The sequence below is a fragment of the Companilactobacillus farciminis KCTC 3681 = DSM 20184 genome (assembly GCF_002706745.1).
In the GTDB taxonomy this organism is placed as follows: Bacteria; Bacillota; Bacilli; order Lactobacillales; family Lactobacillaceae; genus Companilactobacillus; species Companilactobacillus farciminis.
In genome coordinates this window covers 707,504-733,205 of record NZ_CP017702.1, presented here as the reverse complement: position 1 = coordinate 733,205, position 25,702 = coordinate 707,504, and the positions used below count along the sequence as shown (strand labels likewise).

Below are 25,702 nucleotides of genomic sequence, written 5' to 3'. Positions count from 1 at the left end.
CAAACGGTAAAGACTACTTTTCATTACCAGAAAACGATTACAAAGAAATCCCATTAAATTGATATTTTCCAATAGAAAACATCCAATTTAATGGGATTTTGATATCTAACTATTTTTAATAACCAAACCGGTAATAACATCAGCACAATCTTCACAAGCATCGAGCACTCGTTCAAAACCAGCATAAACTTTTTGCCAACGAATAACGTCGATTGGATCAATATCTTCTTCTCTAAATAATTGACTGAGCTCTTTAGTATAAAGATTGTCTCCTAAGGATTCAATATGATTAGCTTGGTCGACGTTTTTTTGTAAAGTCTTGGAATTTTTATAATGTGAAAACTCACGGACTGATTGCTGAACGGCTTTAACAGCTTGGCAAATCAAATCCATAAATTCTTCTGTGTTTGGACGTAATTCCTGCACATTTAGATAATGAAATTCATAAGTCAAACCATTGATACCATCAATGATATTGTCTAATTTATCAACTAATTGAACGATATCTTCACGGTCGATTGGCGTGATAAAAGAAATATACAATTCGTGCATGATTTCCTTAACATCCTCATCACCATCAGCTTCAATTTCATGTATCTTTTGGCTCTGCTCCAACAATTTCTTAGTATCAAAATTATTTATAATTTCATTGAGCAATTCACTAGATTTTAATGCATCACTCGACATATGCTCCATTGCAATAAAAAAATCAAACTTCTTCTTTTTGAAAACCATCTCGTTTGCCCCCTAGAAAATTGCCATAAATAATTTTGACATAAAGTAAGCTATCAAGCCACAGCCAGGAAAAGTTAAGACCCACGCTAAGACCATATCTCGAACGACGCTCCAATCAACGGAAGAAAATCTTTTCGCAGCACCAGCTCCCATGATTGCGGTTGTTTTAGTATGCGTAGTTGAAACCGGAATTCCAAATAAAGATGAGAAAAACAACGTGATTGCTGCACCCAAATCGGCAGAAAAACCTTGATATCTCTCCAACTTAACCATATCCATCCCAACAGATTTAATGATCCGCATTCCACCAACTGAAGTTCCTAATCCCATCGTGACTGAACACAAGACCATGACCCAAATCGGAATTGCGAAACCACCGCCAGCCGTCTTACCAACCAAACCATTGTAATAAAGTGTCAACATGAATACGCCCATGAACTTTTGCCCATCTTGAGCACCATGCAAGAAAGCCATTGCCATTGCACTGAGAGCTTGTCCAACGGTGAAGAATTTATTGGCAATCAAACGATTGATTGGTCGAAAGATTAAAATAACGAGTTTGGTAATGATATAGCCACCACCGAGTCCAAAAACAGTTGAAACAATCAAACCAATGATGACTTTCCACCACTCTGTCATATTAACTGCGTTCAGACCACCCAAGGCCATCGCTGCTCCAGTTAACCCAGCAATCAAAGCATGCGACTCACTTGTAGGAATTCCAAACCACCAAGCTGCTACCGCCCAAGTGACAATAGCAAACAAAGAAGCTGCTAAAGCAATCTGACTAGTATTGCCTGCACCATCAAAACTGACGATATTACTGATTGTTTCCGCGACTTGAGCATTGAAAAAGGTCATTACTAAAGCACCCAAAAAGTTCATTACTACCGCAATATAGATAGCAATATTAGGTCGTAATACTCTAGTCGATACTGCTGTAGCAATAGCATTGGGCGCATCGGTCCAACCATTAACAAAAACCACTGCCATAACTAATACGATTGTTACGATCAAAGCAACATTCATAATGACACCCACTTCATTATTTTTATTCTATATATTTATGATAGCGTATTCTAAAAGTGATGTCTTTAACAAATCGAAATTAATTATAAGTTTGTACTAAAATTCCGTCCTCCACAGCAAAGCAAACTTGGCTGGAACAATGTGGGCACGACTTGGAGCCTTTGCTAAGACCAAAACCGGGCAAAGTCTTCAAGCTCGACCTTATTCTAAGCAATAAATTGCTAAGAATAATTTCACATTTGAGCCAATTTGCTTTGCTGTTTCGGACTGGATAGTGGTTTTATTTCTTATATAAACAGATTAATAGCACCTACCCCATCTAGTAGATGCTATTTTCGAATCATATAAAAATAAAAGAAATTGCCCATTAAGAAACCAAAAAATCAGTAATGATCTTTTGTATTTTTAGATTATCATCTGGGGTACCAATGGATAGCCGTAACCAACTAGGACGCAATCCAGTTCTAATTAAATAACCATTCTTTAACAAAACTTGAGCTAACTCTTGGGCTGAATCTGCTTTAAAGAATATGAAATTGGCCTGACTGTGATAAAATTTCAAACCTAATTTTTGGAAAAGCTCTTCATACTTAGCTCGTTCGATTGCGTTTTTAGCAACAACTTCATCGACAAAACTTTGATCTTTGAAGGCTGCAATCGCTGCAGTTTGGGCTATTGAGCTGACATTATAAGGCAGACGAACCTTTTGAACTTCACCTGCGATTTGATTTGAAAAGACTGCATATCCTACTCGAAAATTAGCGAGGCCATATGCTTTAGAAAAAGTACGCATAACGACGATATTTGGATATTTCTTAGTTAGATTCATCGCTGTCGTGGGATTTTCTTCCGTCACAAAATCAATATAAGCTTCATCGACTAGGACCATTGTTTCTTTGGGAACTTGCTTAACAAATTCTTCGATTGACGACACGGTCTCATAAGTACCAGTAGGATTATTCGGATTGCACAACCAAACCAATTTAGTTTTAGCAGTAATATTTTTTAACAATGCGGAAAAATCTATTTGACCATTTTCTTTAGTAGCAACTTCCTTAATAACTGCTTCTTCAATTTCAGCGTGCAGTGCATATTCCGAAAATGTCGGCACGCTGACGAGTTCTTCATCCCCCGGTTGTAAAAAGACTCGCGATAGCATAACTATGACTTCGTCTAACCCAACGCCAAAGACAATCTGACTAGGATCTAGAGAAAATTTTTCGGCCACTAAATTACGTAATTCTTGAGCTGAACTATCTGGATAGCGATTGCTTAAATCGTAGTTCCAATTCAAAATAGCTTCTTTAACTTTAGGTGAGGTCCCGTAAGGATTCTCATTAGCTGACAAACGGACAATTTTCTCAAGTCCTAATTCTTCTTGTAATTGTTGTAACGGTTTCTCTGGAATATATGGGTTCAATTCTTGAATGATTTTCTTCATATTAATAGCCTCTTACAAATCTTTGATTTCAGGACGATCTTTAAACTGACTCATCAGACCTTCTCTTTTAGCCAATTCTTCTTTGATCTGGTCAAAAGTGACGCCCTGTTGAGCCCATAAAACGCAAAGGTGATACAACAAATCAGCCGATTCGTAGACTAATTCGCCATCACCACGTTTTTTGCCGGGATTCTTAGCAGCAACGATCACTTCGGTTGACTCTTCACCGACCTTTTTTAAAATTTTATCCAAACCTTCAGAAAACAAATAATCAGTATATGAACCCTTCTTAGGATTGTTTTGACGCTCTTTGACTAAGTTATATAATTCATCTAAATTTTGCATAATTAACCTTCTCTCACGGGATTAAAAAAACAAGTTCGATTGCCGGTATGACAAGCTGGACCATGAGGATTGACCGTAACTAATAAAGTATCGAGATCACAGTCTAAAGTTAAATCAATGACATCTTGGGTATTGCTACTAGTTTCGCCTTTATGCCATAAACATTTTCTAGAACGCGACCAAAACCACGTTTGACCACTAGTTAGAGTTTTTTGATAGCTCTCTTGATTCATCCAAGCAACCATTAAGACATCTTTAGTTGTTGCATCGACCACGACAGTAGTTAAGAGCCCTTTTGAAAAATCTGGTTGTATCATCTAACAATCACTCCTTTGGATTTTAGAGATTTTTTCACATCCGCAATTGTTAATTCGCCAAAATGAAAGACTGAAGCTGCTAAAGCTCCATCAACATCGGCTTTTAAGAAAGCTTGACTGAAATCTTCGACTTTGCCTGCACCACCTGAAGCAATGATTGGTACGTCAACTACTTGATTGAGTGCTTGATATAATTCAATATCAAAGCCATCTTTAGTACCATCTTTATCCATACTCGTGACTAACAATTCTCCTGCTCCAAGTTCAACGACTTTCTTAGCCCAAGCTATTGCATCCAAATCAGTCTTTTTTTGTCCACCATTTACATAAACGACGTATTTGTCGGCTATCTTTTTAACATCGATAGCAACTACGATACATTGATTGCCAAATTTTTGAGCACCTTGACTGATCAATTGAGGATTATTGACGGCAGCTGAATTAATAGCAATCTTATCTGCTCCAACTTTTAAAAGTCGATCCATGCCAGCCACCGATTTAATTCCCCCACCAATGGTCAAAGGCATGAAAACTTGCCGGGAAACTTTTTCTACCATATTAATTGTTGTCTGTCGTTTTTGATTCGTTGCAGAAATATCCAAGAACACCAATTCATCTGCACCTTGCTTTTGATATTCGGCTGCTATTTCAACGGGATCGCCGACATCAGTTAAATTTACGAAATTAACGCCTTTCTTGACACGACCGTCATCGACATCAAGACAAGGAATAATTCTTTTGGCTAACATTTTTCCACCTCCAAAATTTGAGCTAGAGAAATCGTCTTTTCAAAGATAGCTTTGCCGATAATACTCTGATCAATTCCCATTCTTTTCAAAGCTTTTAAATCTTCAATATTACGAATTCCACCGCTAGCAATTAAATTTACCTGTGGAATTTCTTCTTTCAAATCTCCCAATAAATTTAGATTAGGACCTTGCATCGTACCATCTCGACTGACATCCGTGACGATGAAGTTTTTGGCTCCAAATTCATTCATTTTAGCAATCAAGCTGCTCATTTTTACCTTTGACTGCTCCAACCAGCCTTCAGTCGCTACTTGTCCATTCTTACCGTCAATTCCAATAGCAATTTTTGAAGCGCCGAAATCATCGATCAACTGTTTCACCAACTGAGGATTTTTCAAAGCTGCTGAACCAATTACAATTCGATCAATTCCTAATTTCAAATATTGTTGAGCAATTTGATAAGTTCTAATACCACCGCCCAGTTCCAAAAAGCCAGTGAAAACTTGACGAATTTGTCTGATTATTGCGAGATTTTCTGGCTGGCCACTTTTAGCTCCATCCAAATCAACTAAATGCAGCTGCTTAACACCAGATATTTCAATCTGCTTTGCCTGTTGTATTGGATTAGCGTTAATCATCGTCACTACTTGATAATCACCTTGAAACAAACGTACGCTTTGACCATTTTTTAAATCAATTGCGGGAAAAATCATCTTCATTCACCATCCTTTGGAAATTCTTCAACAAATCTAATCCGACTTGACCGCTCTTCTCGGGATGAAATTGCATGCCGACAACTTTGCCATTCTGAACTAAGCTAGGAATCAATTGCCCATAATCTACTCCGGCTACAATGTTTTCCAAAGAACAGTCTGCATAGTAAGAATGAACGAAATAAGTGTATCTTTGATCGATTGGAAAACTAGTTTGTATGAAAGCTTGATTTTGATTCCAACCCATTTGTGGGATTTTTAGTTGGCGTTTGGGGATTGCTTTGACCTGACCTTTAATAAAACCTAAGCCTTTAGTAAGTCCGTATTCTTCACTAGATTCGAACAACAATTGCATTCCTAGACAAATGCCTAATATGGGAATTTGCTTTTCTTTGACTTGTTTCAAAACTGACACTAAATTACGGTCTTCTAGAGCTTGCATGGCTGGCTTGAATGCCCCCACTCCGGGTAAAATTACCGCTTCTGCTTGAAGGATAGTTGTCGGATCAGCCGTTAATTGATTTTTTATTTGTAAATAATCTAAGGCTTTTTTGAGATTTTGGGTGTTTCCAGTATCATAATCGACGATTGCAAACATCAGATCACACCTTTCGTAGAATTGACTCCAATAATTTCAGGATTAACTGTTACTGCTTGACGTAAAGCTCGACCGAAGGCCTTGAATAAGCTCTCTACCTTGTGGTGAGTATTTCGACCATAAAGGATTCGAGCGTGCAAATTCATTTCAGCGCTGAAAGCAACAGCTTGGAAAAAATCTTCGACCGTTTCAGTATCTAAACCACCCAAACGAGGATTTTCGAACAAAGCATCAAAGACTAAATATGAGCGACCACTGAGATCCAAACTGACCTGACCTAAAGTTTCATCCATTGGTACGAATTGAGTTCCAAATCTTTCGATACCGACTTTTTGACCTAACGCCTGCTTGATACATTCACCCAAAACGATACCGGTATCTTCAGTCGTGTGATGTGGATCAACGTCTAAATCGCCATTAACTTTCACTACCAAACCAAAGCGTCCGTGTTTAGCGAAGAGGTTCAACATGTGATTCAAAAAACCAATCCCAGTGTCAATATCTACTTGACTCTGATCATCCAAATTCAATGTCATCTTAATTTGTGTTTCCTTAGTATTGCGTTCAATCGTTGCTTGTCTCATCTTTTTTCCCTCGCATTATTCATAATATTTATCAAATCTTGATTCGATGGCTCTTGCGTGTGCTTCCAATCCTTCTACTCGTGCTAATGTCGTAATAGCTTTGGCCTCTTTAGCTAGTGCCGGCTTTGTGTATTGAATAAATGAAGTTCTTTTAACGAAATCATATACGCCTAGTGGAGATGAAAATCTGGCTGTACCACCCGTTGGTAAGATGTGATTAGGACCAGCAACGTAATCTCCCAATGGTTCAGAAGCATATTTGCCTAAGAAAACTGATCCGGCATTTTTAATTTGATTGAGATATTGAGTTGGATTTTCCAATTGAATTTCCAAGTGTTCTGGTGCTATCAAATTCATCAAAGTAAACATATCAGCTGGTTCTTTTACGATAGCAATGAATCCTTTGTTCAAAACTGATGCTTGAGCAATCTCTTGTCGTGGCAAGGTCTTTAGTTGTAAATCAACGTTTTGACTGACTGCTTGGGCTAATTTTTCACTGTCGGTTACTAAGATAGGACGAGCTAATTTATCATGCTCTGCTTGGGATAGTAAATCAGCTGCTAACTGTTTAGGATCAGCCTGGTCGTCTGCTATAATACCAATTTCTGAAGGACCCGCCACCATATCGATAGCTACCTGGCCAAAAACTTGTTTCTTGGCAGTTGCAACAAAGATATTTCCGGGACCAACAATCTTGTCAACTCGTGGAATTGTCTCTGTTCCAAAAGCTAAAGCAGCAATTGCTTGAGCACCGCCAACTTGATAAATTGAATCGATTCCAGCAATCTTGGCAGCAGCTAAAACAGCCTTAGAAATACCATCTTTTTGTGGTGGCGTAACCATGATTATTTCTTTGACCCCAGCAATCTTGGCAGGTAGAGCACTCATTAAAATTGTTGAAGGATAAGCAGCCGTGCCACCAGGAACGTATAAGCCAACCTTTTCCAAAGGCAATAATTTTTGACCTCGCAAAACACCGACCTGCTCTGAATCGATGAAACCCTTGCTGACTTCTTTTTGGTGAAAACTTGTGATATTTTTCTTTGCTAATAACAAAGCTTGTTTGACATTTTCGTCTAAAGTTTCGTAAGCTTCGTCAATCACCGCTTGATCTAATTTAAAATCGGTCAATTTCACTTGATCAAATTTTTCTTCATAATTACGAACAGCCGTATCACCATTTTCAGCAACTTGTTCAATAATCTGACTAACGGCCTGTTCAACCTTTGGATCCGTCAATTGACGTGTTTTGTTTTGAACGATTTGTTCCAATTCAGTTAAGCTCTTTTGATAAATTTTCATTTTTACCTGCCTCTTTTTTCTTCTTTCTTAAATTTAATTAGATTTAAAGTGCCGTCACTCTCGACTAGATAACGTCTTCTGTTATTTATTCCAAATAATTAAGAAAATAAAATAGAATTTCTATCTAGTCCGGAATAGTAAAGAAAATTGGCTCAAATGTGAAATTTCTCTTGGCAATTTATTGCCTAGTGAAAGGTCGAGCTTGAAGACTTTGCCTGGTTTTGGTCTTAGCAAAGGCTCCAAGTCGTGCCCACATTGTTCCAACCAAATTTTCTTTGCTATGGAGGACGGAATACTTACACTAACCAAGATTAAGAAAGAGCCTTTTCTTCAGTAACGACTTTTTTTAGTTGATCTACAAACTCAAAAATTTCTTGGGGATGCTGTTTCAAAGCCATACGATTGACGACTACCCGAGTGGAAACCTTATTCAAATAATCAAAAACTTTTAAATTGTTTTCACGTAATGTGGTTCCTGTTTCAGTAATATCAACGATGGCATCTGTCAAACCGATTAAAGGTGCTAATTCGACTGATCCTTCAATCTTGATTATTTCCACATCTTGACCAAGAGTATCGAAATAATCTTTGGTGATATTGGGATATTTAGTTCCAATAATCTTTCGTTTAGGTTCATCTGGGTCGAAGTCGTTAGTCGATGCTAAGACAAATTGACATTTTCCCGTCTGTAAATCTAGCAATTCATATTGGCTGTTGCGATGTTCGGTCAAAATATCGCTACCGACAATGCCTATATCGACTACTCCTCGTTCCAAAAAAGTTGTGACATCAGGACCTTTGGCTAAGATAAATTCAAAAGGTTGTGATGTGGAATTAAATATCAAACGCCTTTTTTTATTTCGTAACTGGGTACAATCAATTCCGGCTTTTTCTAATAGTGGAATGACTTGCTTTTCAACTCGACCTTTAGTTAGAGCTATTTTCAAATTCATCTTCATCCTCCTCAATATCAATCAATTTAGCTTGAAGTTTTTGAGCCTCTTTTACAGCCTCTACTTTCGTATTACTCAAAGATAAAGTCGCATTTGGCAATTTCTTTACCAGTGCTTGTGCCTTTGACCAATTCTTTATCGAACTAAAGACTAATGTTTTTGGTATACGATTGAATTTTTTTACACATAAGTCTGTTAATAAGTCGATGTCAATTCCCATACCTACTGCTGGTTCATTTTGAGCTTGAAAATTAGCTAATAAATTGTCATAACGTCCGCCACTGAAAATATAATCTTCCCCACTTTTGGCGAACCCTCGAAAGGTCAAACCAGTGTAATATTGCTGTGGAGCACGACTACTTAAATCGATGGCCAATTGTTGCTTGGGAAGAACCTGTCTAACTAAGAGAACAATTTCTTTGATTTTTTTCAATCGTAATGTCACTGATTCCGGCAACTCATATTGATTTAATTCTTGGAAAATAACATCTGGTTCTCCAAAAAGTCGCGGCCATTTTTTTAACAAAGGATACAAACGCTGATCTTCAAAAGAGGATATCAAGCGTTCATATTCAGTTATTTTTTTATCGAACAAGGCTTGAGCTATTTGCCTTCTCAAATCAACATCAGTAGTAAAAATATCGAGAAAGATTTTGGCAAAATCGGCATATCCTAATTCAATCGTTATTTGTTCATCTAAAATTTCTTGGCTCAAATCATAAATATTAATCAGACATTCCAATTCAGCTTTGGTCGACTGATAACCAACCAATTCAATTCCCGCTTGAGTCAGTTGATTGTATGAACCAGAAAGGCTGCGACTAAGTCGAAAAATATCACCCACGTAACAAAATTTTTGTGGCAAAGGAATACTTGTTGAGCTGAGAAATCTCGCAATTGGTAAGGTCAAGTCAGGTCTTAAAACAATCGTGTCGCCTTCTTGATCCAACAAGCGATACATTTTTGAATTGACCAATTGGTAAGGTTGAAAAACGGCTTGTTTCTCAATGATTGGCGTCGAGATTCTTGCAAAGCCTAAATTATTAAAATGTCGTTGAATCACCCCGATAATGCGTTGCTTTTCTTCAGAACGAACACCAAATTCATCTCGAGTTCCCAATGGTAATAAATTGTTTTTCATTTTCTTGACCTCCCCTGAAATAAAAAATTAGATAAAAAAATCCCCTTAGCAAAATAAATTGCTAAGAGGACGTAATTTGCGCGGTTCCACCTCATTTCGTCTAACCCTTGCGGATTAAACCTCACGTTGGCTGAGTCAACTCGGATAACGAAACCGATCGGCAAAGCCTACTTTGTTCAGCTCTGCAATTCATAGGTGTGGATTCACTGACCACCATGTTCTCTTTCCACTGCCAAGAACTCTCTGTAAAGGTCGGGTCAACTACTTTTCCTAATCATTATTTTTATCATTAAAATTAAATTTAAATTAGAATTATTAGATATCATTTAAATTGTTTCTAATGATATAAGCTGCTTTTTAATTTGTCAAGTTTAATTTAGCACTTTTACTAAATGATAACCCCGACCAACTGACAAAATATCGTGAGCATCGGATCCATAAATTAGCGGTATGTCTAACTTTTGGGCACGAGTTAAAATCGATTGGCCTGGATAAAAATCATTGCAAAAAGGTTTATACAATCCAGCTAAATTTAAATCCAATTGTCGATCTTGTTGTTTAACATCTTGCAAAATTTCATCAACCAACAGTAAATTCTTCTCGTCATAGTGACTTGGTAAATGGAAATAGTCTTGATACTTTCTGACTAAACTCATGTGACCAATTCTGATTGGACGATAAGTTCCTAAATCCGCCTGAACAGAATTTCTAACTGTTTGAAAATAATGCGTAAAGACATCTTGAGGTCGTTCTAATAAGCTTTTGAATCCTTGTTGAAAATCATCCACGCCAAAATCAACGCACCATAACTTCTGATCAGTTCCTCGCATAAAGTGAACTGACAAAATATTTTCTTGCGTTCTAGGGCCATATTCATCCAAAAAATCTTTAGTCCAGTCTTCAAAACCTGGCAAATAATCCACTTCAAAACCAATCGTAATTTTAATTTCAGATTGATACTTCTTTTGCAAACGGGTCATTTCCTGAAAGTATTTTTCCAAGTCAGAACTTGCCATTGAAGCTTCAGTCAGCCCCTCTTCAGTTCCTGCATAGTCATCTTTAAAGTCCGGTGGCAAAGGTGCATGTTCAGTAATACAGTACTTCTTGAAACCCAACTTGATTGCCCGTTGGATCATTAATTCAGCGTCTTGACCACTGCCATGTGGACAAAACTGTGTATGCGTGTGTCCATCAGTTAACATTTCAATCACCTCGTTTTAATAATTGAAGCACTTTTTCTAATTTTGAACAGTGAACTACATCGGCACTAAAGTACCGAGCTTCTAGGAACATTCCATACTTGCCAACTAGTATTTCAACTAGTCAGTAGAGGCCAGAACTATTTTACTAAGGCTTGTTCCAAGCCATTATTTAATATATTTTTACTTGCATTGATGTCGCGATCATGATGAATACCACAACTAGGACAATCCCATTCTCTAATATCTAACTCATGTTTACCATCATCGTAACCACAGTTGGAACAGATTTGACTAGTCTTGAATGGATTAACAACCAGAAATTTCTTACCGTACCATTCACATTTGTATTCAAGCATTAACCTTAATGCTCTCCATGATTGGTTAGCAATAGCACGTGATAGTTTATGATTACCAAGAAGATTTTTGGTTTTCAAATCTTCAATAACAATCAAATCATTATTCTCAACTAATTCACGAGTTATTTTATGAAGGTAGTTTTTTCGTTGGTTAGCAATTTTCTCACTATACTTAGCTACCATGAGTTTTGCCCTCATATAGTTCGAATATTGTTCTAAAGGCTTTGGATCAATCAATCCAAATTTCTTTTTATACTGAATATCCCTTAGAGCTTGATTACGTCTTCTAGCTAATCGTTTTTCCCAATAGTGTTTCTTTTTAGCAAGTTTCCTATCAAAACGGATAGTCTTATACTTACTTCCGTCTGAACAGATTACTAGGTCACAAACACCCATATCAAGACCGACAGACCTGTTTGTCCTTGGTAATTGAGTAATATCTTCATCAACCGTAAGAATAGCGTAATATTTGTTAGTCAATGATTTACGAATAGTCACGTACTTGATTACACTAGGAATTGATTTTTTGTTCTTATATTTCATTACTCCAAGTTTAGGTAACTTGATATAAGAATCATCAAGTATTGCAACATTGTTATTAACAAATTTAGATTGATAACTTTGTTTTGGATATTTCTTACTTTTGAATCGTGGAAACTTACGCTTTTTACTAAAGAAACCTTTATAAGCCTCAAATAAATCTTTATTAGAAACTTGAAGACTAGTGCTTTCAGCTTTCTTTAGCCAAGTGTGTTCTTTTTTGAAAGTTGTTAAAATATAGTTCAAGTCGAATGCTTTCAAAGATTTCAAATCAGGATTATTTTCATGACGTTTGATCATCATGTCTAACATATTGTTCCAAACAAAACGATTAGCGCCAAAATTATATTCAATCAGTTCCTTTTGGTAACTATCTGGATAAATACGTAGTTTGATACCCTTTAAGACCATATGAACCCTCTCCCATGATTTGGTATCGTAATTATATCACATAAGGGGAACATATGTTTGCAAAAATACCTCAAATCGCATAAATCATTGATTCATCACAGCAATAAATTACCGTATTTTCTCAATTAGCGATTTTTATAAAAAAAGACCTTCCGGTCTTATAAAACATTTCCCAAAGCAAAAACCAAAGGAATCGTAATTAAACTCAAAATTGTCGACAAACTCATCAAAGAAATTGCTGGAGCAGCATCCCCTTGTGCCTGTAAAGTGAACAAAACTACTAATCCAGCAACTGGACAGGCTGCCATCACTACTGTTGTATAAAAGGCAATGCCAGTCACTCCCAAAAATTGCAGGATGAAAATAGCGATAATTGGAAATAGTAAATTACGTAAGATAATCGTCAAACCAATTTCTTTGTTCAACATCTTTTTACTAAAAGTGATATTCCCCAAACTGTTACCAATAACAATCATCGATAAAGGCGTATTGACAGAACCGATGTATTTGATGATTTGGTTAGGAACGCTGGGAATCTTAATTGAAAAAACAAACAAGAAAACGCCCAAAACAATTGCAATAATATTTGGATTCAATAAAACCTGCTGCCAATCAGTTTTCTCCTCATTTTCATTAGTTTTAAATAGAGAAACTCCTTGAGTCCAACTAAAAATATTAAAACCTGCCAAAGATACGACCGCAAAAAATACTCCCGGTGCACCGAATAAAGAACTGATCAGAGGAATCCCCATAAAACCGGCATTCGAATAAATACTGCCATATTGGGCAATACGTCTGAGATTCTCATTTTTTAAACGTCCAAAAACTAACTTGGCAACAATAATCTCTACAACGTACAAGATGACAACTCCCAAAATTGCCAACAAAAATTGCTTGATCCGTGAATCAGAATAAGGTTGTTCAAAAGCGTTGATGATTAAACATGGTGAAACGATATACAACAAGACGTTGGTTAAATCACTAGAGGTTTGTGCGTGCATAAATTTTAACTTATTGATCAAAACCCCAATCAGCATTAAACCAAACATCAAAATGATTTGATTTATCAATTGTCCAATATTCATAAATATATTCCCCTCTTTGGTTAATACATTATACAAATATTTTATGCCAAAAAGCGATTTTTATTAAAAATAGTGTAAAACTTTTGATTCTTTTCCAAATTTGGTTAGTGTTAAAATTCTGTCCTCCATAGCAAAAAGCATCTATTCGGACAGCATTAAATCCGAACAGATGCTTCGATAAATCTTTTTTATTTTTTCAAATACGACGACTAGTTGATGGGAAACCTAATTGTTCACGATACTTGGCTACTGTCCGACGAGCAATTTTTAATCCATCTTCTTGTAGCATGTCGGAAATCTTTTGGTCACTCAATGGTTTCTTTTTATCTTCATCATTGATGATATCTTTGATCTTAACTTTAACTTGATCAACTGACTTATCCTCACCCACAGTTACCTTACTACGACGGGAGAAGAAACGCTTCAATTCAAAAATACCAAAGTCAGTCTGAATGTATTTACCATTGATTGTTCGACTGACTGTTGATTCACTGATCTGCAACTTTTGAGCAACATCCCTGATCAATAGTGGCTCTAAGGCTTGAGTATTTTGCATGAAGAACTGATATTGAGCTCTGACAATACATCTACCAATGATTGAAATAGTATCAATTCGACGTTGTAAATTGTATTCCAAAGTCTTGTATTGATTATATTTATCGTGAATATATTTTTGAACATCATCATCGGTTGATTTAACTAAGCGGTCATATGTTTCTTCAGCGAAAACCAACTGTGGTTGTCCATATTTAGTGATCGACAAAGTCAATTTATCTTGATTCTTTTTAACTTGCAATTCTGGGACGACATACTGTTCATTTTGTGATGTATATCTTTGACCCGGATTAGCTGACAACGATTGAATAAAACTAATATCTTTTTGCAACTCAACATTAGAAATCTTCAAACTACGCTTCAATTGCTTCCACTCATGTTTAGTGAATAATTCAAAGTTATCGCTCAACATGGACATAACCTCTGCGTTGGCGTTATCTGCTTGAGCTTGCAAGTATAAGCACTCTCTTAAATCACGAGCTCCAATCCCTGGAGGGTCTAATTGTTGCAACAATGTTTTGGCATCGAGCAACATAATTGGCGTAATATCTTTTACTTCCTCAAAAATTTCTTTATCTGACAAAGTCAAATAACCATTTGGATCTAATTGTTCAATCAAATAAATAACTAAGTCCCGCAAAGGTGTCTTTCTCATCGTTAACTGGACTTGATCTAATAAATATTCAAATAATGATTGTTGTTCATCTTTAATTTGATATGAAGTATTATTACTATTTTCAATAAATGGCATATCCAAATTGACATGGACGTCAAATAATGGATTCTCCAAACTTTGTTCATTTAAATAATCTGCTAAATCAATTGCATCAGACTGCAATATTAAAATGGACTGACGCATACCTTGAGTCAAAGACAATCCCTGAACTTGTTTTTGATTCAAGTTTTGTTTTAATTCCATCAGATTCACTCCCTTCTTAACAACGCTTTCATTTAATAACTAATATAATGATAGCGCTTTTTAAGTAATTTGTATTCCTCTCTAAAAAATTAATTTTCCAAATTACGGTTAATATCCAAAAAGCTCTTTAATCCTGATGAATTAAGCCGGATCAGACGATCTCTAAATTCACTTCTATCAAGATGCACTTGTCCATCGTTATATATCCGAAACAGCATCAAAGTATTACGAATCAAAAAACTAGCACAGACATAGGCGTCCAATTTACAAAGATCAAATTCTTTTAAAATAGCATCAGCCAAACCTCTGGAAACCATTGTCTCTACTTGTTGTCCGATAAAACTATAATCGGCCGACGTCATCATGAAAGTATAGAATTCTCGTGATTGGGAAAAGAAATCAAATACTTTATCGAAGATAAACCCAGGGACTGACAAACCTTCTCTAAGTGGCTTTTCCAAAATCAACTGTAAAATTTTTTCAGAAATTTCATCCGCAACCATTGCTGAAAAGTCGTCGATTGAATCGTAGTGCAAATAAAAAGTCTTCCGATTGATCTGAGCTGTTTTAGTTAATTGCTTAACTGTAATATCTCGGTACCTAGTTGTCTTAGCTAATTTTTTAAACGCTAATTGTAAGGATTGATTAGTTTTTTGTACACGTCGATCAACTTTTTCCATTATCCTCACCACCACTATTTTTGGCATCACTATAACATATTTTAGTTAATAATTTGTTTCGATTTTTTATAACTTTCAAGTAAAAACACTTCAAATCAATAGATAAAACGTCCATGGATTTGAAGTGTTTTTATTTGCATCTCTATGATTGGTATATATAAGAAATATTATCACAATGGTATAATTAATTAATTGATCTATTTTATTTACTTGTTTTTGACTAGGTCATATACTCTAGTTGTAACGAGAATATGTATGGGTTCGGCACCAATAATAAAGTTACTATTTTTTAATAACTTATCGCATTATAAGGGAGATGCTTTTTAATGAAAATGAAAAAATCATTGATTGTTGCATCCTTAATCGGATTGTTTCTAGCATTTCTAATCTTCTTTGTTCCCCAAATTTCAGTTCAAGCTGCTACAACGACGACAACTCCAACTGAGACCACGACCTCTCCGCCTGGGAGCACTGCAACTACAACAACCGCTCCAACGACTAGCACGACGAGTCAAACGACATCTACTAGTCCAACGATAACGCCTAAAGCTTTGACAATCACTGGCTTAGGTGCTGAAGATGCTACTTTGACTGATATCAACGGTAACCCGGTTACTCCAAGTGATAACTTATATACTTGGTTAAATTACAAAGTAAATTATAACTGGAGTATTCCTGATGGCGTTCAAATCAATACTGGCGACACAACTCAATTTACTTTACCTGAAGGTGTCGTTGCCAATGCTGATTTGTCTTTCCCTATTTACAATAGTAGTAACGTCGAAATTGGTACAGCTACTATCAAAAATGGTGAAACAGTTGGTACCTTAACATTCAACGACGTCCTATCCAATACTAATGCTAATCGTAAAGGTACTTTGACCTTAGTTGCAAAAGGTACTAATACTAGCAATAATACTGAAGGCGAAGATTGGATGTTTAACAAATTAGGTTGGGTCTCTGGGTTTGATGCTAACAACGTTCCAAATGAATTGACTTGGAATATTGCTTTTAACCCTAACGAGCACAACTTAAGTGGCGTTGTTATCACTGATACTTTAGGTCCTAACCAAGAGTACATCCCCGGTTCTTTGAGTGCTATCGGTGGATCTTACGGAACTGGTGGTTTTGTAAGCAATGGTCAACAACTAAATCCAACAGTAACTACTGATGGCAACAAAGTTATCATCTCCTTCCCAGAAAATGTAACTACTGCCGTTGATATTTACTACAGAGTTAAAGTTACCGGAACTAATGCAGATGGTTCAACTACTTGGACTAACAACGCAACCATGGCTTCAAGCGAAGGATCATACAACATTAGTGCCTCCACTTCTTGGGGTGGTTTCGGAACTGGTAATGGTGATGAAAATGTCGGATCTATTTCCTTGCAAAAGACTGATTCAGCCACTGGCAAAGCTTTGAGTGGTGCTGAATATCAATTAGCTAACGGAACTGGCTACGTCATTATTTCAAATGCTGAAACTGATGAAAATGGTCAAATCAATATCAAGAATTTACCTTATGGTTCTTATACCATGACCGAAGTAAAAGCTCCTGATGGTTATTTGATCAATTCCAGTCCAATCGAATTCACTATTCCAGATGCTGACGGCAACACTGATCTCAAAGTCAGTCAAGCCGATAAATCTATTCCTGGTTCAGTCATCTTAACTAAAGCAGATGCTGAAACTAAGAATCCTATTGCTGGCGCTACCTTCGAATTATTAGATAGTACTGGTAAAGTTATCCAAAGTGGACTTGTAACTGACAGTAGCGGTAAATTGGCTATCGACGACTTGCCTGTTGGCGACTACTCCTTAGTTGAAACTGCTGCCGCTCCCGGTTATGAATTGGATGCTACACCATTGAACTTTACAATTGCTTTAAATCAAACTACTCCATTGGCTCTTGAAAAATTCAACACTGCCCTTGATACCACACCAGAAACTGGTAGCGTTGTTTTAACAAAAGTTGATTCCAGCGATATTAGTAAAGTTTTGCCTGGCGCTGTTTATGATTTGGTAGATAGCACTGGAGCAATTCTTCAAACTGGTTTGACTACTGATTCCAATGGTCAAATCACTGTTCCTGATTTACCAACTGGTACTTATTCATTCGTCGAAACTAAAGCTCCTGAAGGCTATCAATCAAGTCTTCAACCAATCAGCTTTACTATTTCTAAAGGTGAAACTACTCAAGTAGAAGCTAAGGATACTTTAATTGAAGAAGATATCCCTGTAGTACCCGGAGAACCTGAAAAACCTGGTACTACAACACCTCCTACAACAAGTCCAGAAAATCCAAGTACCACTGAACCTCCTGTAACTGGTCCAACAAATCCTAGTGAACCCGAAAATCCTGGTACTGTTGAACCTCCTACAACTAATCCAACAAATCCTAGTGAACCTGAAGCTCCAAGTACTACTGAACCTCCTGTAACTAATCCAGAAAGTCCTAGTCAACCTGAAAACCCAGGTACTACTGAACCTCCTGTAATTAATCCAGAAAGTCCTGAAGAACCTGAAACTCCAAGTACTACTGAACCTTCTGTAACTAGTCCAGAAAGTCCTAGTCAACCTGAAGCTCCAAGCAACGCTGAACCTGTTTATCCAGAAATTCCTGGCACACAAGGCGTTGAAGAAGCCCCTAGTTCTTCCACACCATATCCAGTGATTCCTGGTACATCATCCAATATGAGTCCTAGTTTGAAACCATCTGTTCCAACTAGTGGAACAAGCACTTCAACAATTCCTACTTCTGGTCAATCATCATACGAAAAAGGCACATTCCCACAAACTGGTAATGAAAACGGCTTATTCATGATGATTAGCGGATTGTTTATCGCTTTGTTCTTACTTCTCAAATATTGGATCAAGAAGCTTAGTTATTAAGCTTTCTGAAAAAGAAGATCTTGCAATCATATTTTGATTTGCGAGGTCTTCTTTTTATATACACAATGGCTACACGTCAAACAACCCTTTTGAAAAATAATAAGTTATTATATCTTTTGATAACAGAATATTAATAAAAACCTAGCTATCTTTTTCAGAAAATTAATTTATATTGTATGTAGTTCAAAGGAGATAAAAATCATGAAATTAGTTCAAAAGAGTCTTTTGTTCGCTTCATTATTTGCTGTCGGAATGGGTGCTGCAACTATCCCCGTTATTACTAATGGCAACGGTGCTGTTCAAGCTGCCACAGTCGTCAAAGGTACAACTGCCAATGCTTACTTCTTCAAAATTGGCAAGGATAAATTTGTCAAAGGCGAAGATGTCAAGATCTTAACTAACGACAATCAAACTGATGAAGACATGGTTTCAACTATCGAAGCTAACGACTACCGTTTGGAAGTAAATGTCCCTAAAGCTCAACTTTACAATAAAAAAGGTGAAAAGATTGGCAAATGCTTAACTCAAGGTACCGTCTGCAAGATTGGTGACCAAAACGCCTTTTACAATCATACCTACTACAAAGATTACAAAGGCAATATCTCACAAATGAACAACAGCACCTTGATTTCATAGACATTTCGACAACGTCTTGAAAGCACTACTTGATCATTTATGAGTTAAGATATTTTTGATAACAAATTAATCGTTATCATTTTATTACTGAAAGTTAGTTCAAGGAGATAAAAATTATGAAATTAATTCAAAAAAGTCTTTTGTTTGCTTCATTGCTATCCGCTGGTGCTTCAGTAACTACTATTATCCCAGCCGTTTCTAACGTAGCCGTAGTTCAAGCTGCCACGAAATGCAGTTCTAGTTCAAAGATCAAAGTTAAGGTAGCTAAAGCTCAACTATATAATGAAAAAGGCAAGAAATTATCTCGTTGTTTAACTAAAGGTAAGACTTGCACACCTAAAGAAAAGACCTCAATCAAAGGTCAAAAGTATTACAAAGTTGGCAAAGATGAATTCGTCAAAGTTAATGATGTATCCTTAGAAAAATAGGATCTCTCAAAAATAGCCCCGTTGAAATTTTCAACAGGACTATTTTTTGTTGATTAATAAAAAATTCTCACTCCAAATGATGGTTTGAAACTATTTGAAATTGAATCTATCTTCACATTAGTACCAGGTTTTAAAGCATTGAGATATTGGTTATTGCCAAGATACAAACCGACGTGATAAGTTGCTCCGGCATTTCCCCAAAAGACTAGGTCTCCACGTTCCAATTGATTGACGGAAACCTTAGTTCCAGCAGATTCTTGAGGAACCGTCCAACCACCGATATTTTGACCAGTTACTTGACGAAAGACATATTGCATTAGTCCCGAACAGTCAAAATTATTTGGACCTTTACCATTCCAAACGTAAGGTTTACCCAATTGTTGTTTAGCAACATTGACGATTTCTTCTATTACTTCACTTCTAGTTTTACCATTCAGACTAACCGGACTTCTCTTCACGGATATTTCACTGACGGCAGTTGATGGCAACCAGCCGCCGTCACTCTTCTCATACCAAATTGTATTGCCAGTCAAAACAGTTGAAACTACTTGTTCAATTTTACCAGCATCGATGCTGCTATTCGTTGCCGAATTAAAATTGCCATCAGAATAAATAGCCGTCTTCTTGTCTGCTTTTACTGCAGCATAATTTGGATCCCAGACTTGAGCTGCTGATTGAGTAAATTTATCATTATGAATCTTGGTAAAAGCTCCTGAAATCCACTGATTACTACCGATTTCATACCAAGCATCCCCATTGAAATCAACTACTTTATCAAAGAACTTCCAACTAGTTCCATTGGCTAATTTTCTACCTGTAGCGACCTTGTCATTTCCAAAACCCTGCCATAAATCGAGTCCAACATCTGAAGCATAAGCAATTGTAGCTGTTCCGGTATTTTCAACTTCGAGGCCATTGTACTTTGTCGCATCATTGCTGTTGATCCACATGTCAGTAGCGATTTGATACCAAGTCTTACCGTCAGCATTATCAACTCGACTATACTTCCACATGCTACCTACGGACAATTTGTTGTCAGCTGCAGTATACCTGCCATCGCTATAACTGTAGACTAAAGCTCCGTTATTTCCGACTTTGACAGTTCCAGCGCTAGCTTGCCCGTGTTGCAATTCCACATCGCTTGCTTTGACAAACTCATTAGTTGCGACACGATAGACCGAACCGACACCATTCAAATCGATTCTTTGATCAGTGACCCAAGGCGTATTATTAGCTAAAGCTCGGTTACCAATCAATTTCCCTTCATTATTGTACAGACGCGCCATATTCTTAGTTGTGACGACTCCCTTAATACTGTCAGCTTTGACTGGCTTAGCAATCGCCATCGTCCCTAAAATACTGGCACTAATTAAAAAAGTCGTGATAATTTCTTTCTTCATAAACGTTTTACCCCTATAAAACAATTTATAATTACACCATTAGTGTAGTATTTTCCTGAATCAAGTACAATCAAAAAAACATCTATTCAGACATAGTTCGTTGCGACTAACCTGAATAGATGCATTTTTTTATATATTTTTTTTATCCACTAAGTATTTAACGAGAATAGTATTTTTTTCATAAACTTCAATTGATTTTAGTTTAAATCCAATTGGTTGATGATTCTTGCTAAAGGCACCGTTAAATACTGGAGTACTATCGGTTGTTCCATCGATAGCGGGGGCAATAACAAAATTAACCTCATCACATAGACCAGCGGAAACAAAACTCCAATTTAGGATTCCACCACCACCTAGCATGACATGCGTCATATTGAGCTTAGAATACAGTTTTGACAACATTAATTCTAAATCGATTTCAGTAGCTCCACAGATTATGTAAGGGATATTTTTTTTTCTTAAAAAAGCTTTATACTTATTTGATACTTGCTCAGTAATAACTTCCAGAACATTTGCAGAATGACCATTATAAGCTGTTAAATTACTCTCCCATCCCAATTTTCCAGTACGATCTAAGGCAATATAGTATCGGCTAGCATTTTGGTCTGGCAAGAAATCGCCACTAGGTACAGGTACATCGTTTTCGGGCAGGCTTGAAATTTCGTGAGTAAAGTATGAAAGTGAAGTTTTACTACCATAAAGCCATCCTTGAAAGTGGAAATTTTCACCATCCTTATCGTCAAAATTAAATTCATTAAAGACTTTTCCGGACTCTTTGGCAGCAGGCGCTTTGCCAAAAGGACCTGTAATTTGACCATCAATGGACATGAGAATATAAAGTGTTACAAAAGGTCGTTTAATCATTCGTTAGGTCTCCTCTATATTATTTATATAATTAACATAAGATTGTTAGACGTTAAGCTATAATTTAATTTAGGAAATACTCAAATTGTATTTCTGAGCCTCACATATAGCTGTTTAACATTTTAAAAGTATAACGCTATTTTAGTGAATGTAAATAACAACAAGATATTTTGGGATAAATGTAATAATGATAAAATTTGAAAATAAGATAAAAAATGCCCTATTCGATTGTAACTTTCTTGAACGACTAATTTGTTTTAGAAAATCGCTTTTTGTTTGGCATAGCAGTTGATAGTTATTTCTATAATAAAAAAAATATAATAAAGAAATGGGAGAATTCCGATGGAACTAAGAGCATTAAACTATTTTTACGTCGTGGCAAACGAATCAAATATTACTAAAGCTGCCGAAACATTACATGTCACCCAGCCAACCTTATCACGCCAGATTAAGCAACTGGAAGATGAATTGGGTACTAAATTATTTGCCCGAGGTCAACATGGTATAACGTTAACAAACGATGGTCGACTATTACGGCATCGTGCTGCCGATATTTTAGGATTAGTTGAAAAAACTGAACTTGAAATTTCTAGAAATGATCAGTTTATTTCTGGTGAAATCCGTTTAGGATGTGGTGAATTAAAAAGCATGAATCAACTAGCAACTAGTATGTCCGAATTTCGACATCTCTATCCAGAAGTTAGTTTTCATATGCATACTGGAGCTGCGAGTGAAATTAAGGATCGATTGCATCAAGGTTTATTAGACGTTGGCCTACTGATGAATCCAACGGACCTAGGAGATTACAATTCCCTTGAACTGAATGAACAGGAGAAAATCGGAGTATTAATTGCCGAAGATTCTCCACTTGCTAATTTGGATGAGATCCATGCCAAGGATCTAGAGAATGTACCGCTCATCATGATGAACCAACTTATGGTTCGTAATAGTGTCATCAACTGGTTAGGTGATTTTTACAGTTCTAGTAATGTAGTGGCAACTTATAACTTACTTTATAATGCTGCATTGCTAGCACGTACTGGTGCGGGTGTTGCATTTGGATTGAGCCTAGATAGTCATTTTGAAGGGGTTGTGTTTAAACCAGTAGCCCAAGAGATAAAGAGTAAGAGCTTTTTAGTTTGGGAAAAGCAACGGCAACTATCATCTACAGCGAACGCCTTTATTGAACACGTCAGAAATACAAAATAGTAATATCTAAAAGTTTGATATAAGTATTTAACATTCCTGTGATGTGCATATATAATAAATTCATGCTTTAAGAAAGCAACTAAGAAAAAGAAGGTTGAATTTTTATTATGGACAATTACATTTTTGAATTAAGTGATAAAGTAACTAGAACCACGGTTTCGTATCCTAACCGATTTGGAATTAATTTGGATGCAGATTTATATTTGCCGAAGGAATTTGATGCATCACAACAACATCACGCTATTCTTGTTGGGGGCCCTTACGGTGGAACTAAAGAACAAGCTCCTGGTATTTATGCTCAAACAATGGCTGAACGAGGATTCGTTGCTTTGGCCTTTGATCCATCCTTTTATGGATATAGTGGTGGACATCCACGTTTCGTTTCATCACCTGAAATTTACGTTGAAGATTTTAGTGCCGGAGTTGATTATCTCGGAACACGTGAATTTGTAAATAAAAATCAAATTGCTGCTATTGGTGTTTGTGGTAGTGGTGGATTTGCATTAAGTGCAGCACAAATTGATCCTCGTATTAAGGCAGTTGTAACTACAAGTATGTATGATATTTCTCGTTACATCCGCAATGGTCTTGGAGACACTCAAACTGAAGAACAACGTAAACAATTGTTAGATGAGATTGCAGAACAACGTTATGAAGATTTTAAAACTGGCCGACCAGTACTTGAATCTCGTAGTATGCAACTCTCAGCTTTAACTGAAGAAAATCCAACTCCAGTAGCTAAAGAATTTGCTGATTTTTATCTCCAGCCACGTGGATATCATCACAATGCATTGGCACAGCACACCATGTCAAGTATGCCTGCCTTTATGAATTTTTCACTATTAAATCACGTTGATGATATTGCACCTCGTCCAATCCTATTAATCGCCGGCGAAAATGCCCATTCACGTTACTTCAGTGAAGATGTTTACAAACAAGCTAAGGAGCCACGAGAATTGTTCATCGTACCTGGTGCAAATCACGTTGATCTATACGACAAAGTAGATCTAATACCGTTCGATAAAATCACTGATTTTTTAACTAAGAATGTATAAAAAAACACTTTGGATAGGAGTAGCGTTATTAGTTATTGGAATTTTCGTAGTTAGTGCTGAAATCCGTTCTCAAAAAATTGCTAATCAAATTACCGACCCAATAACTAGACAAACAGTCCGCACACATAAGAAAATGCTTAATCTAGAAATTAAACAAAAGAAATTAACAGCAACTATGGTCGATAATTCATCGACACGAGCTTTAAGCAAATGGCTAGCCAATGGTCCTAAAACGATTAAATTAAATGATTTTGAAGGAATGGAAAAAGTTGGTGACCTAGGAGAGAATTTCCCACGTAATGATACATCGATTATGACTAAAGCAGGGGATCTTATCTTGTATCAAGGAAATAAATTTGTTTTGTATTATGCACCTAACTCATGGAATTTTACCCGACTAGGAAAAATTAATGACATTAATGCTAAGCAATTGAAAGAATTAATTGGTAAAGATAGTGTCACCGTCACACTCTCGATGGATTAGGAGGAAGAATTGTGCAATTAAATGAAAAAGTTATTATGATTACCGGTGCTTCAAGTGGAATCGGCGCTGCAACTGCAAAACGTTTAGCTAGTGCTGGCTCAAAATTAGTTTTAATTGCTCGGCGTGAAGACAGACTGAATGAAATTCAACAGGAATTTCCAGAGGCTGAAATACTAATTGAGTCGCTTGATGTCACAGATTACACAGCATTTGAAACTGCTGTTCAAGATACGATCGATAAGTTTGGTAGAATCGATGTTTTGTTTAATAATGCAGGAATTATGCCTAACAGTCCTTTAGCTGAAAAGCACCGTAATGACTGGCAACGTATGCTTGATATAAATGTTATGGGCGTTCTGAATGGTATTTCCGCTGTATTACCAACTATGGAGAAGCAACGTTCAGGACATATACTAACAACTAGTTCTACTGCCGGACATAAAGTATTTCCAGGCTTTGCAGTCTATAGTGGTACTAAGTTTGCTGTTCGTGCAATCATGGACGGTTTACGGCAGGAAGAAGCCATGAACCACATTAAATCGACAATTGTTACACCGGGTACTGTTGATACGGAACTGTTCAATACTATTCCTGATGCAGAAGCTCGTTCAGCAGAAGCAGCTCTGCATAAAAATGTTAATAGATCACTTTCCGCTGATCAAGTTGCCGCTGAAGTCGTACATGCAATTGATTCACCCGATAATGTTTCAATTAGTGAAATCAATGTGCGTCCTATTGAACAATTAGCCTAATCAAACTTTGATTGCTAGAAAACATTAGTAGATATTATTAATAACGTACATATAAAAATATAAGCAAATAGCATCTGTCTAGAATGTGAATCCAAATTTGGAACTTATTTTCTAGCACAGATGCTATTTTTGTACATCAAATTTTTAGAAATTTAACAAAAAAATAGTATAAATAGTTCATATATCGAATTGACATTATACCTTTTGAGAAGTCACAAATCTTTTTGCTGTAGACATTAATATTCAAACTCAAACTGCGGAGAACGTTGGGAAGATAAGAAGTAACGTAATAAATATCTTAAAAATCAACTGTCTTCCATACATT

Annotated in this window: 26 protein-coding genes and 1 other annotated feature; of the genes, 7 read left to right on the top strand and 19 right to left on the bottom strand. The window is 36.5% G+C overall.

Annotation, left to right across the window (positions count from 1 at the left end):
* Window positions 1-105: 105 nt before the first annotated feature.
* From LF20184_RS03485 to LF20184_RS03405, 17 genes are all read right to left on the bottom strand, one after another.
* The gene (locus LF20184_RS03485) at window positions 106-735 is read right to left on the bottom strand and encodes a DUF47 domain-containing protein (RefSeq protein WP_010020623.1); all 630 of its coding nucleotides are present in this window, start codon (window positions 733-735) and stop codon (window positions 106-108) included.
* 12 nt (window positions 736-747) lie between these two features.
* A complete protein-coding gene (locus tag LF20184_RS03480) occupies window positions 748-1,764 on the bottom strand; it encodes an inorganic phosphate transporter (RefSeq protein WP_010020625.1) in 1,017 nt (338 codons plus the stop codon).
* A 367-nt stretch (window positions 1,765-2,131) separates the two neighbouring features.
* Window positions 2,132-3,205, bottom strand: a complete 1,074-nt coding sequence (hisC, locus tag LF20184_RS03475) for a histidinol-phosphate transaminase (protein ID WP_010020627.1) — start codon at window positions 3,203-3,205, stop codon at window positions 2,132-2,134.
* Window positions 3,206-3,217: 12 nt separating this feature from the next.
* A complete protein-coding gene (gene hisE, locus LF20184_RS03470; protein WP_010020628.1) occupies window positions 3,218-3,550 on the bottom strand; it encodes a phosphoribosyl-ATP diphosphatase in 333 nt (110 codons plus the stop codon).
* A 2-nt stretch (window positions 3,551-3,552) separates the two neighbouring features.
* The gene (hisI, locus tag LF20184_RS03465) at window positions 3,553-3,864 is read right to left on the bottom strand and encodes a phosphoribosyl-AMP cyclohydrolase (protein ID WP_029606569.1); all 312 of its coding nucleotides are present in this window, start codon (window positions 3,862-3,864) and stop codon (window positions 3,553-3,555) included.
* Window positions 3,864-4,616, bottom strand: a complete 753-nt coding sequence (hisF, locus tag LF20184_RS03460) for an imidazole glycerol phosphate synthase subunit HisF (RefSeq protein ID WP_010020631.1) — start codon at window positions 4,614-4,616, stop codon at window positions 3,864-3,866. Before hisF ends, hisI begins: the two co-directional genes overlap by 1 nt.
* Complete coding sequence (gene hisA, locus LF20184_RS03455; RefSeq protein WP_010020632.1) at window positions 4,610-5,329, bottom strand: 1-(5-phosphoribosyl)-5-[(5-phosphoribosylamino)methylideneamino]imidazole-4-carboxamide isomerase; 720 nt, start codon at window positions 5,327-5,329, stop codon at window positions 4,610-4,612. The genes hisF and hisA overlap by 7 nt, the downstream gene beginning before the upstream one ends.
* The gene (hisH, locus tag LF20184_RS03450) at window positions 5,310-5,927 is read right to left on the bottom strand and encodes an imidazole glycerol phosphate synthase subunit HisH (protein WP_010020634.1); all 618 of its coding nucleotides are present in this window, start codon (window positions 5,925-5,927) and stop codon (window positions 5,310-5,312) included. The genes hisA and hisH overlap by 20 nt, the downstream gene beginning before the upstream one ends.
* Window positions 5,927-6,511, bottom strand: a complete 585-nt coding sequence (gene hisB / locus LF20184_RS03445) for an imidazoleglycerol-phosphate dehydratase HisB (protein WP_010020635.1) — start codon at window positions 6,509-6,511, stop codon at window positions 5,927-5,929. Before hisB ends, hisH begins: the two co-directional genes overlap by 1 nt.
* Before the next feature lie 15 nt (window positions 6,512-6,526).
* Window positions 6,527-7,813, bottom strand: a complete 1,287-nt coding sequence (gene hisD / locus LF20184_RS03440; protein ID WP_010020636.1) for a histidinol dehydrogenase — start codon at window positions 7,811-7,813, stop codon at window positions 6,527-6,529.
* 311 nt (window positions 7,814-8,124) lie between these two features.
* Entirely contained in the window at window positions 8,125-8,766 is a 642-nt protein-coding gene (gene hisG / locus LF20184_RS03435; protein WP_010020637.1) for an ATP phosphoribosyltransferase, read from the bottom strand.
* Window positions 8,741-9,907, bottom strand: a complete 1,167-nt coding sequence (locus LF20184_RS03430) for an ATP phosphoribosyltransferase regulatory subunit (RefSeq protein ID WP_010020638.1) — start codon at window positions 9,905-9,907, stop codon at window positions 8,741-8,743. Before LF20184_RS03430 ends, hisG begins: the two co-directional genes overlap by 26 nt.
* A gap of 62 nt (window positions 9,908-9,969) precedes the next feature.
* Window positions 9,970-10,194, bottom strand: a binding site (T-box leader).
* An 84-nt stretch (window positions 10,195-10,278) separates the two neighbouring features.
* Window positions 10,279-11,109: a histidinol-phosphatase HisJ gene (hisJ, locus tag LF20184_RS03425; RefSeq protein WP_010020639.1), complete on the bottom strand. Its 831-nt coding sequence runs from the start codon at window positions 11,107-11,109 to the stop codon at window positions 10,279-10,281.
* 137 nt (window positions 11,110-11,246) lie between these two features.
* Complete coding sequence (locus tag LF20184_RS03420; protein ID WP_010020641.1) at window positions 11,247-12,416, bottom strand: RNA-guided endonuclease TnpB family protein; 1,170 nt, start codon at window positions 12,414-12,416, stop codon at window positions 11,247-11,249.
* A 158-nt stretch (window positions 12,417-12,574) separates the two neighbouring features.
* Complete coding sequence (locus LF20184_RS03415; protein ID WP_010020642.1) at window positions 12,575-13,501, bottom strand: AEC family transporter; 927 nt, start codon at window positions 13,499-13,501, stop codon at window positions 12,575-12,577.
* 196 nt (window positions 13,502-13,697) lie between these two features.
* Window positions 13,698-14,975 (bottom strand): RNA polymerase factor sigma-54, encoded by a 1,278-nt coding sequence (gene rpoN / locus LF20184_RS03410; RefSeq protein ID WP_010020643.1) that lies wholly within the window; start codon window positions 14,973-14,975, stop codon window positions 13,698-13,700.
* Between the two features lie 89 nt (window positions 14,976-15,064).
* The gene (locus tag LF20184_RS03405; protein WP_010020644.1) at window positions 15,065-15,655 is read right to left on the bottom strand and encodes a TetR/AcrR family transcriptional regulator; all 591 of its coding nucleotides are present in this window, start codon (window positions 15,653-15,655) and stop codon (window positions 15,065-15,067) included.
* 326 nt (window positions 15,656-15,981) lie between these two features.
* On the opposite strand from LF20184_RS03405, the gene LF20184_RS03400 reads away from it, so the two are divergent.
* The 3 genes from LF20184_RS03400 (at window position 15,982) to LF20184_RS03390 (ending at window position 19,613) form a co-directional block, all read left to right on the top strand.
* A complete protein-coding gene (locus LF20184_RS03400) occupies window positions 15,982-18,549 on the top strand; it encodes an MSCRAMM family protein (protein WP_010020645.1) in 2,568 nt (855 codons plus the stop codon).
* A 201-nt stretch (window positions 18,550-18,750) separates the two neighbouring features.
* The gene (locus tag LF20184_RS03395) at window positions 18,751-19,185 is read left to right on the top strand and encodes a hypothetical protein (RefSeq protein ID WP_010020647.1); all 435 of its coding nucleotides are present in this window, start codon (window positions 18,751-18,753) and stop codon (window positions 19,183-19,185) included.
* Between the two features lie 116 nt (window positions 19,186-19,301).
* Entirely contained in the window at window positions 19,302-19,613 is a 312-nt protein-coding gene (locus tag LF20184_RS03390) for an SLAP domain-containing protein (RefSeq protein WP_010020649.1), read from the top strand.
* A gap of 53 nt (window positions 19,614-19,666) precedes the next feature.
* Here the strand turns inward: LF20184_RS03390 and LF20184_RS03385 are convergent, their stop codons facing one another.
* Both LF20184_RS03385 and LF20184_RS03380 read right to left on the bottom strand, forming a co-directional pair.
* Window positions 19,667-21,013 (bottom strand): C40 family peptidase, encoded by a 1,347-nt coding sequence (locus tag LF20184_RS03385; RefSeq protein WP_010020650.1) that lies wholly within the window; start codon window positions 21,011-21,013, stop codon window positions 19,667-19,669.
* A gap of 129 nt (window positions 21,014-21,142) precedes the next feature.
* Complete coding sequence (locus tag LF20184_RS03380; protein ID WP_056945190.1) at window positions 21,143-21,877, bottom strand: RibD family protein; 735 nt, start codon at window positions 21,875-21,877, stop codon at window positions 21,143-21,145.
* A gap of 342 nt (window positions 21,878-22,219) precedes the next feature.
* Between LF20184_RS03380 and LF20184_RS03375 the strand changes: the two genes are divergently transcribed.
* From LF20184_RS03375 to LF20184_RS03360, 4 genes are all read left to right on the top strand, one after another.
* Window positions 22,220-23,086 carry a LysR family transcriptional regulator gene (locus LF20184_RS03375; RefSeq protein ID WP_010020651.1) on the top strand — a complete coding sequence of 289 codons (867 nt, stop codon included), beginning with the start codon at window positions 22,220-22,222 and terminating at the stop codon, window positions 23,084-23,086.
* Between the two features lie 107 nt (window positions 23,087-23,193).
* Complete coding sequence (locus LF20184_RS03370) at window positions 23,194-24,141, top strand: alpha/beta hydrolase (protein WP_010020652.1); 948 nt, start codon at window positions 23,194-23,196, stop codon at window positions 24,139-24,141.
* Window positions 24,134-24,625: a cyclophilin-like fold protein gene (locus LF20184_RS03365; RefSeq protein ID WP_010020653.1), complete on the top strand. Its 492-nt coding sequence runs from the start codon at window positions 24,134-24,136 to the stop codon at window positions 24,623-24,625. The genes LF20184_RS03370 and LF20184_RS03365 overlap by 8 nt, the downstream gene beginning before the upstream one ends.
* 11 nt (window positions 24,626-24,636) lie before the next feature.
* A complete protein-coding gene (locus LF20184_RS03360) occupies window positions 24,637-25,377 on the top strand; it encodes an SDR family oxidoreductase (RefSeq protein WP_010020655.1) in 741 nt (246 codons plus the stop codon).
* Window positions 25,378-25,702 lie beyond the last annotated feature (325 nt).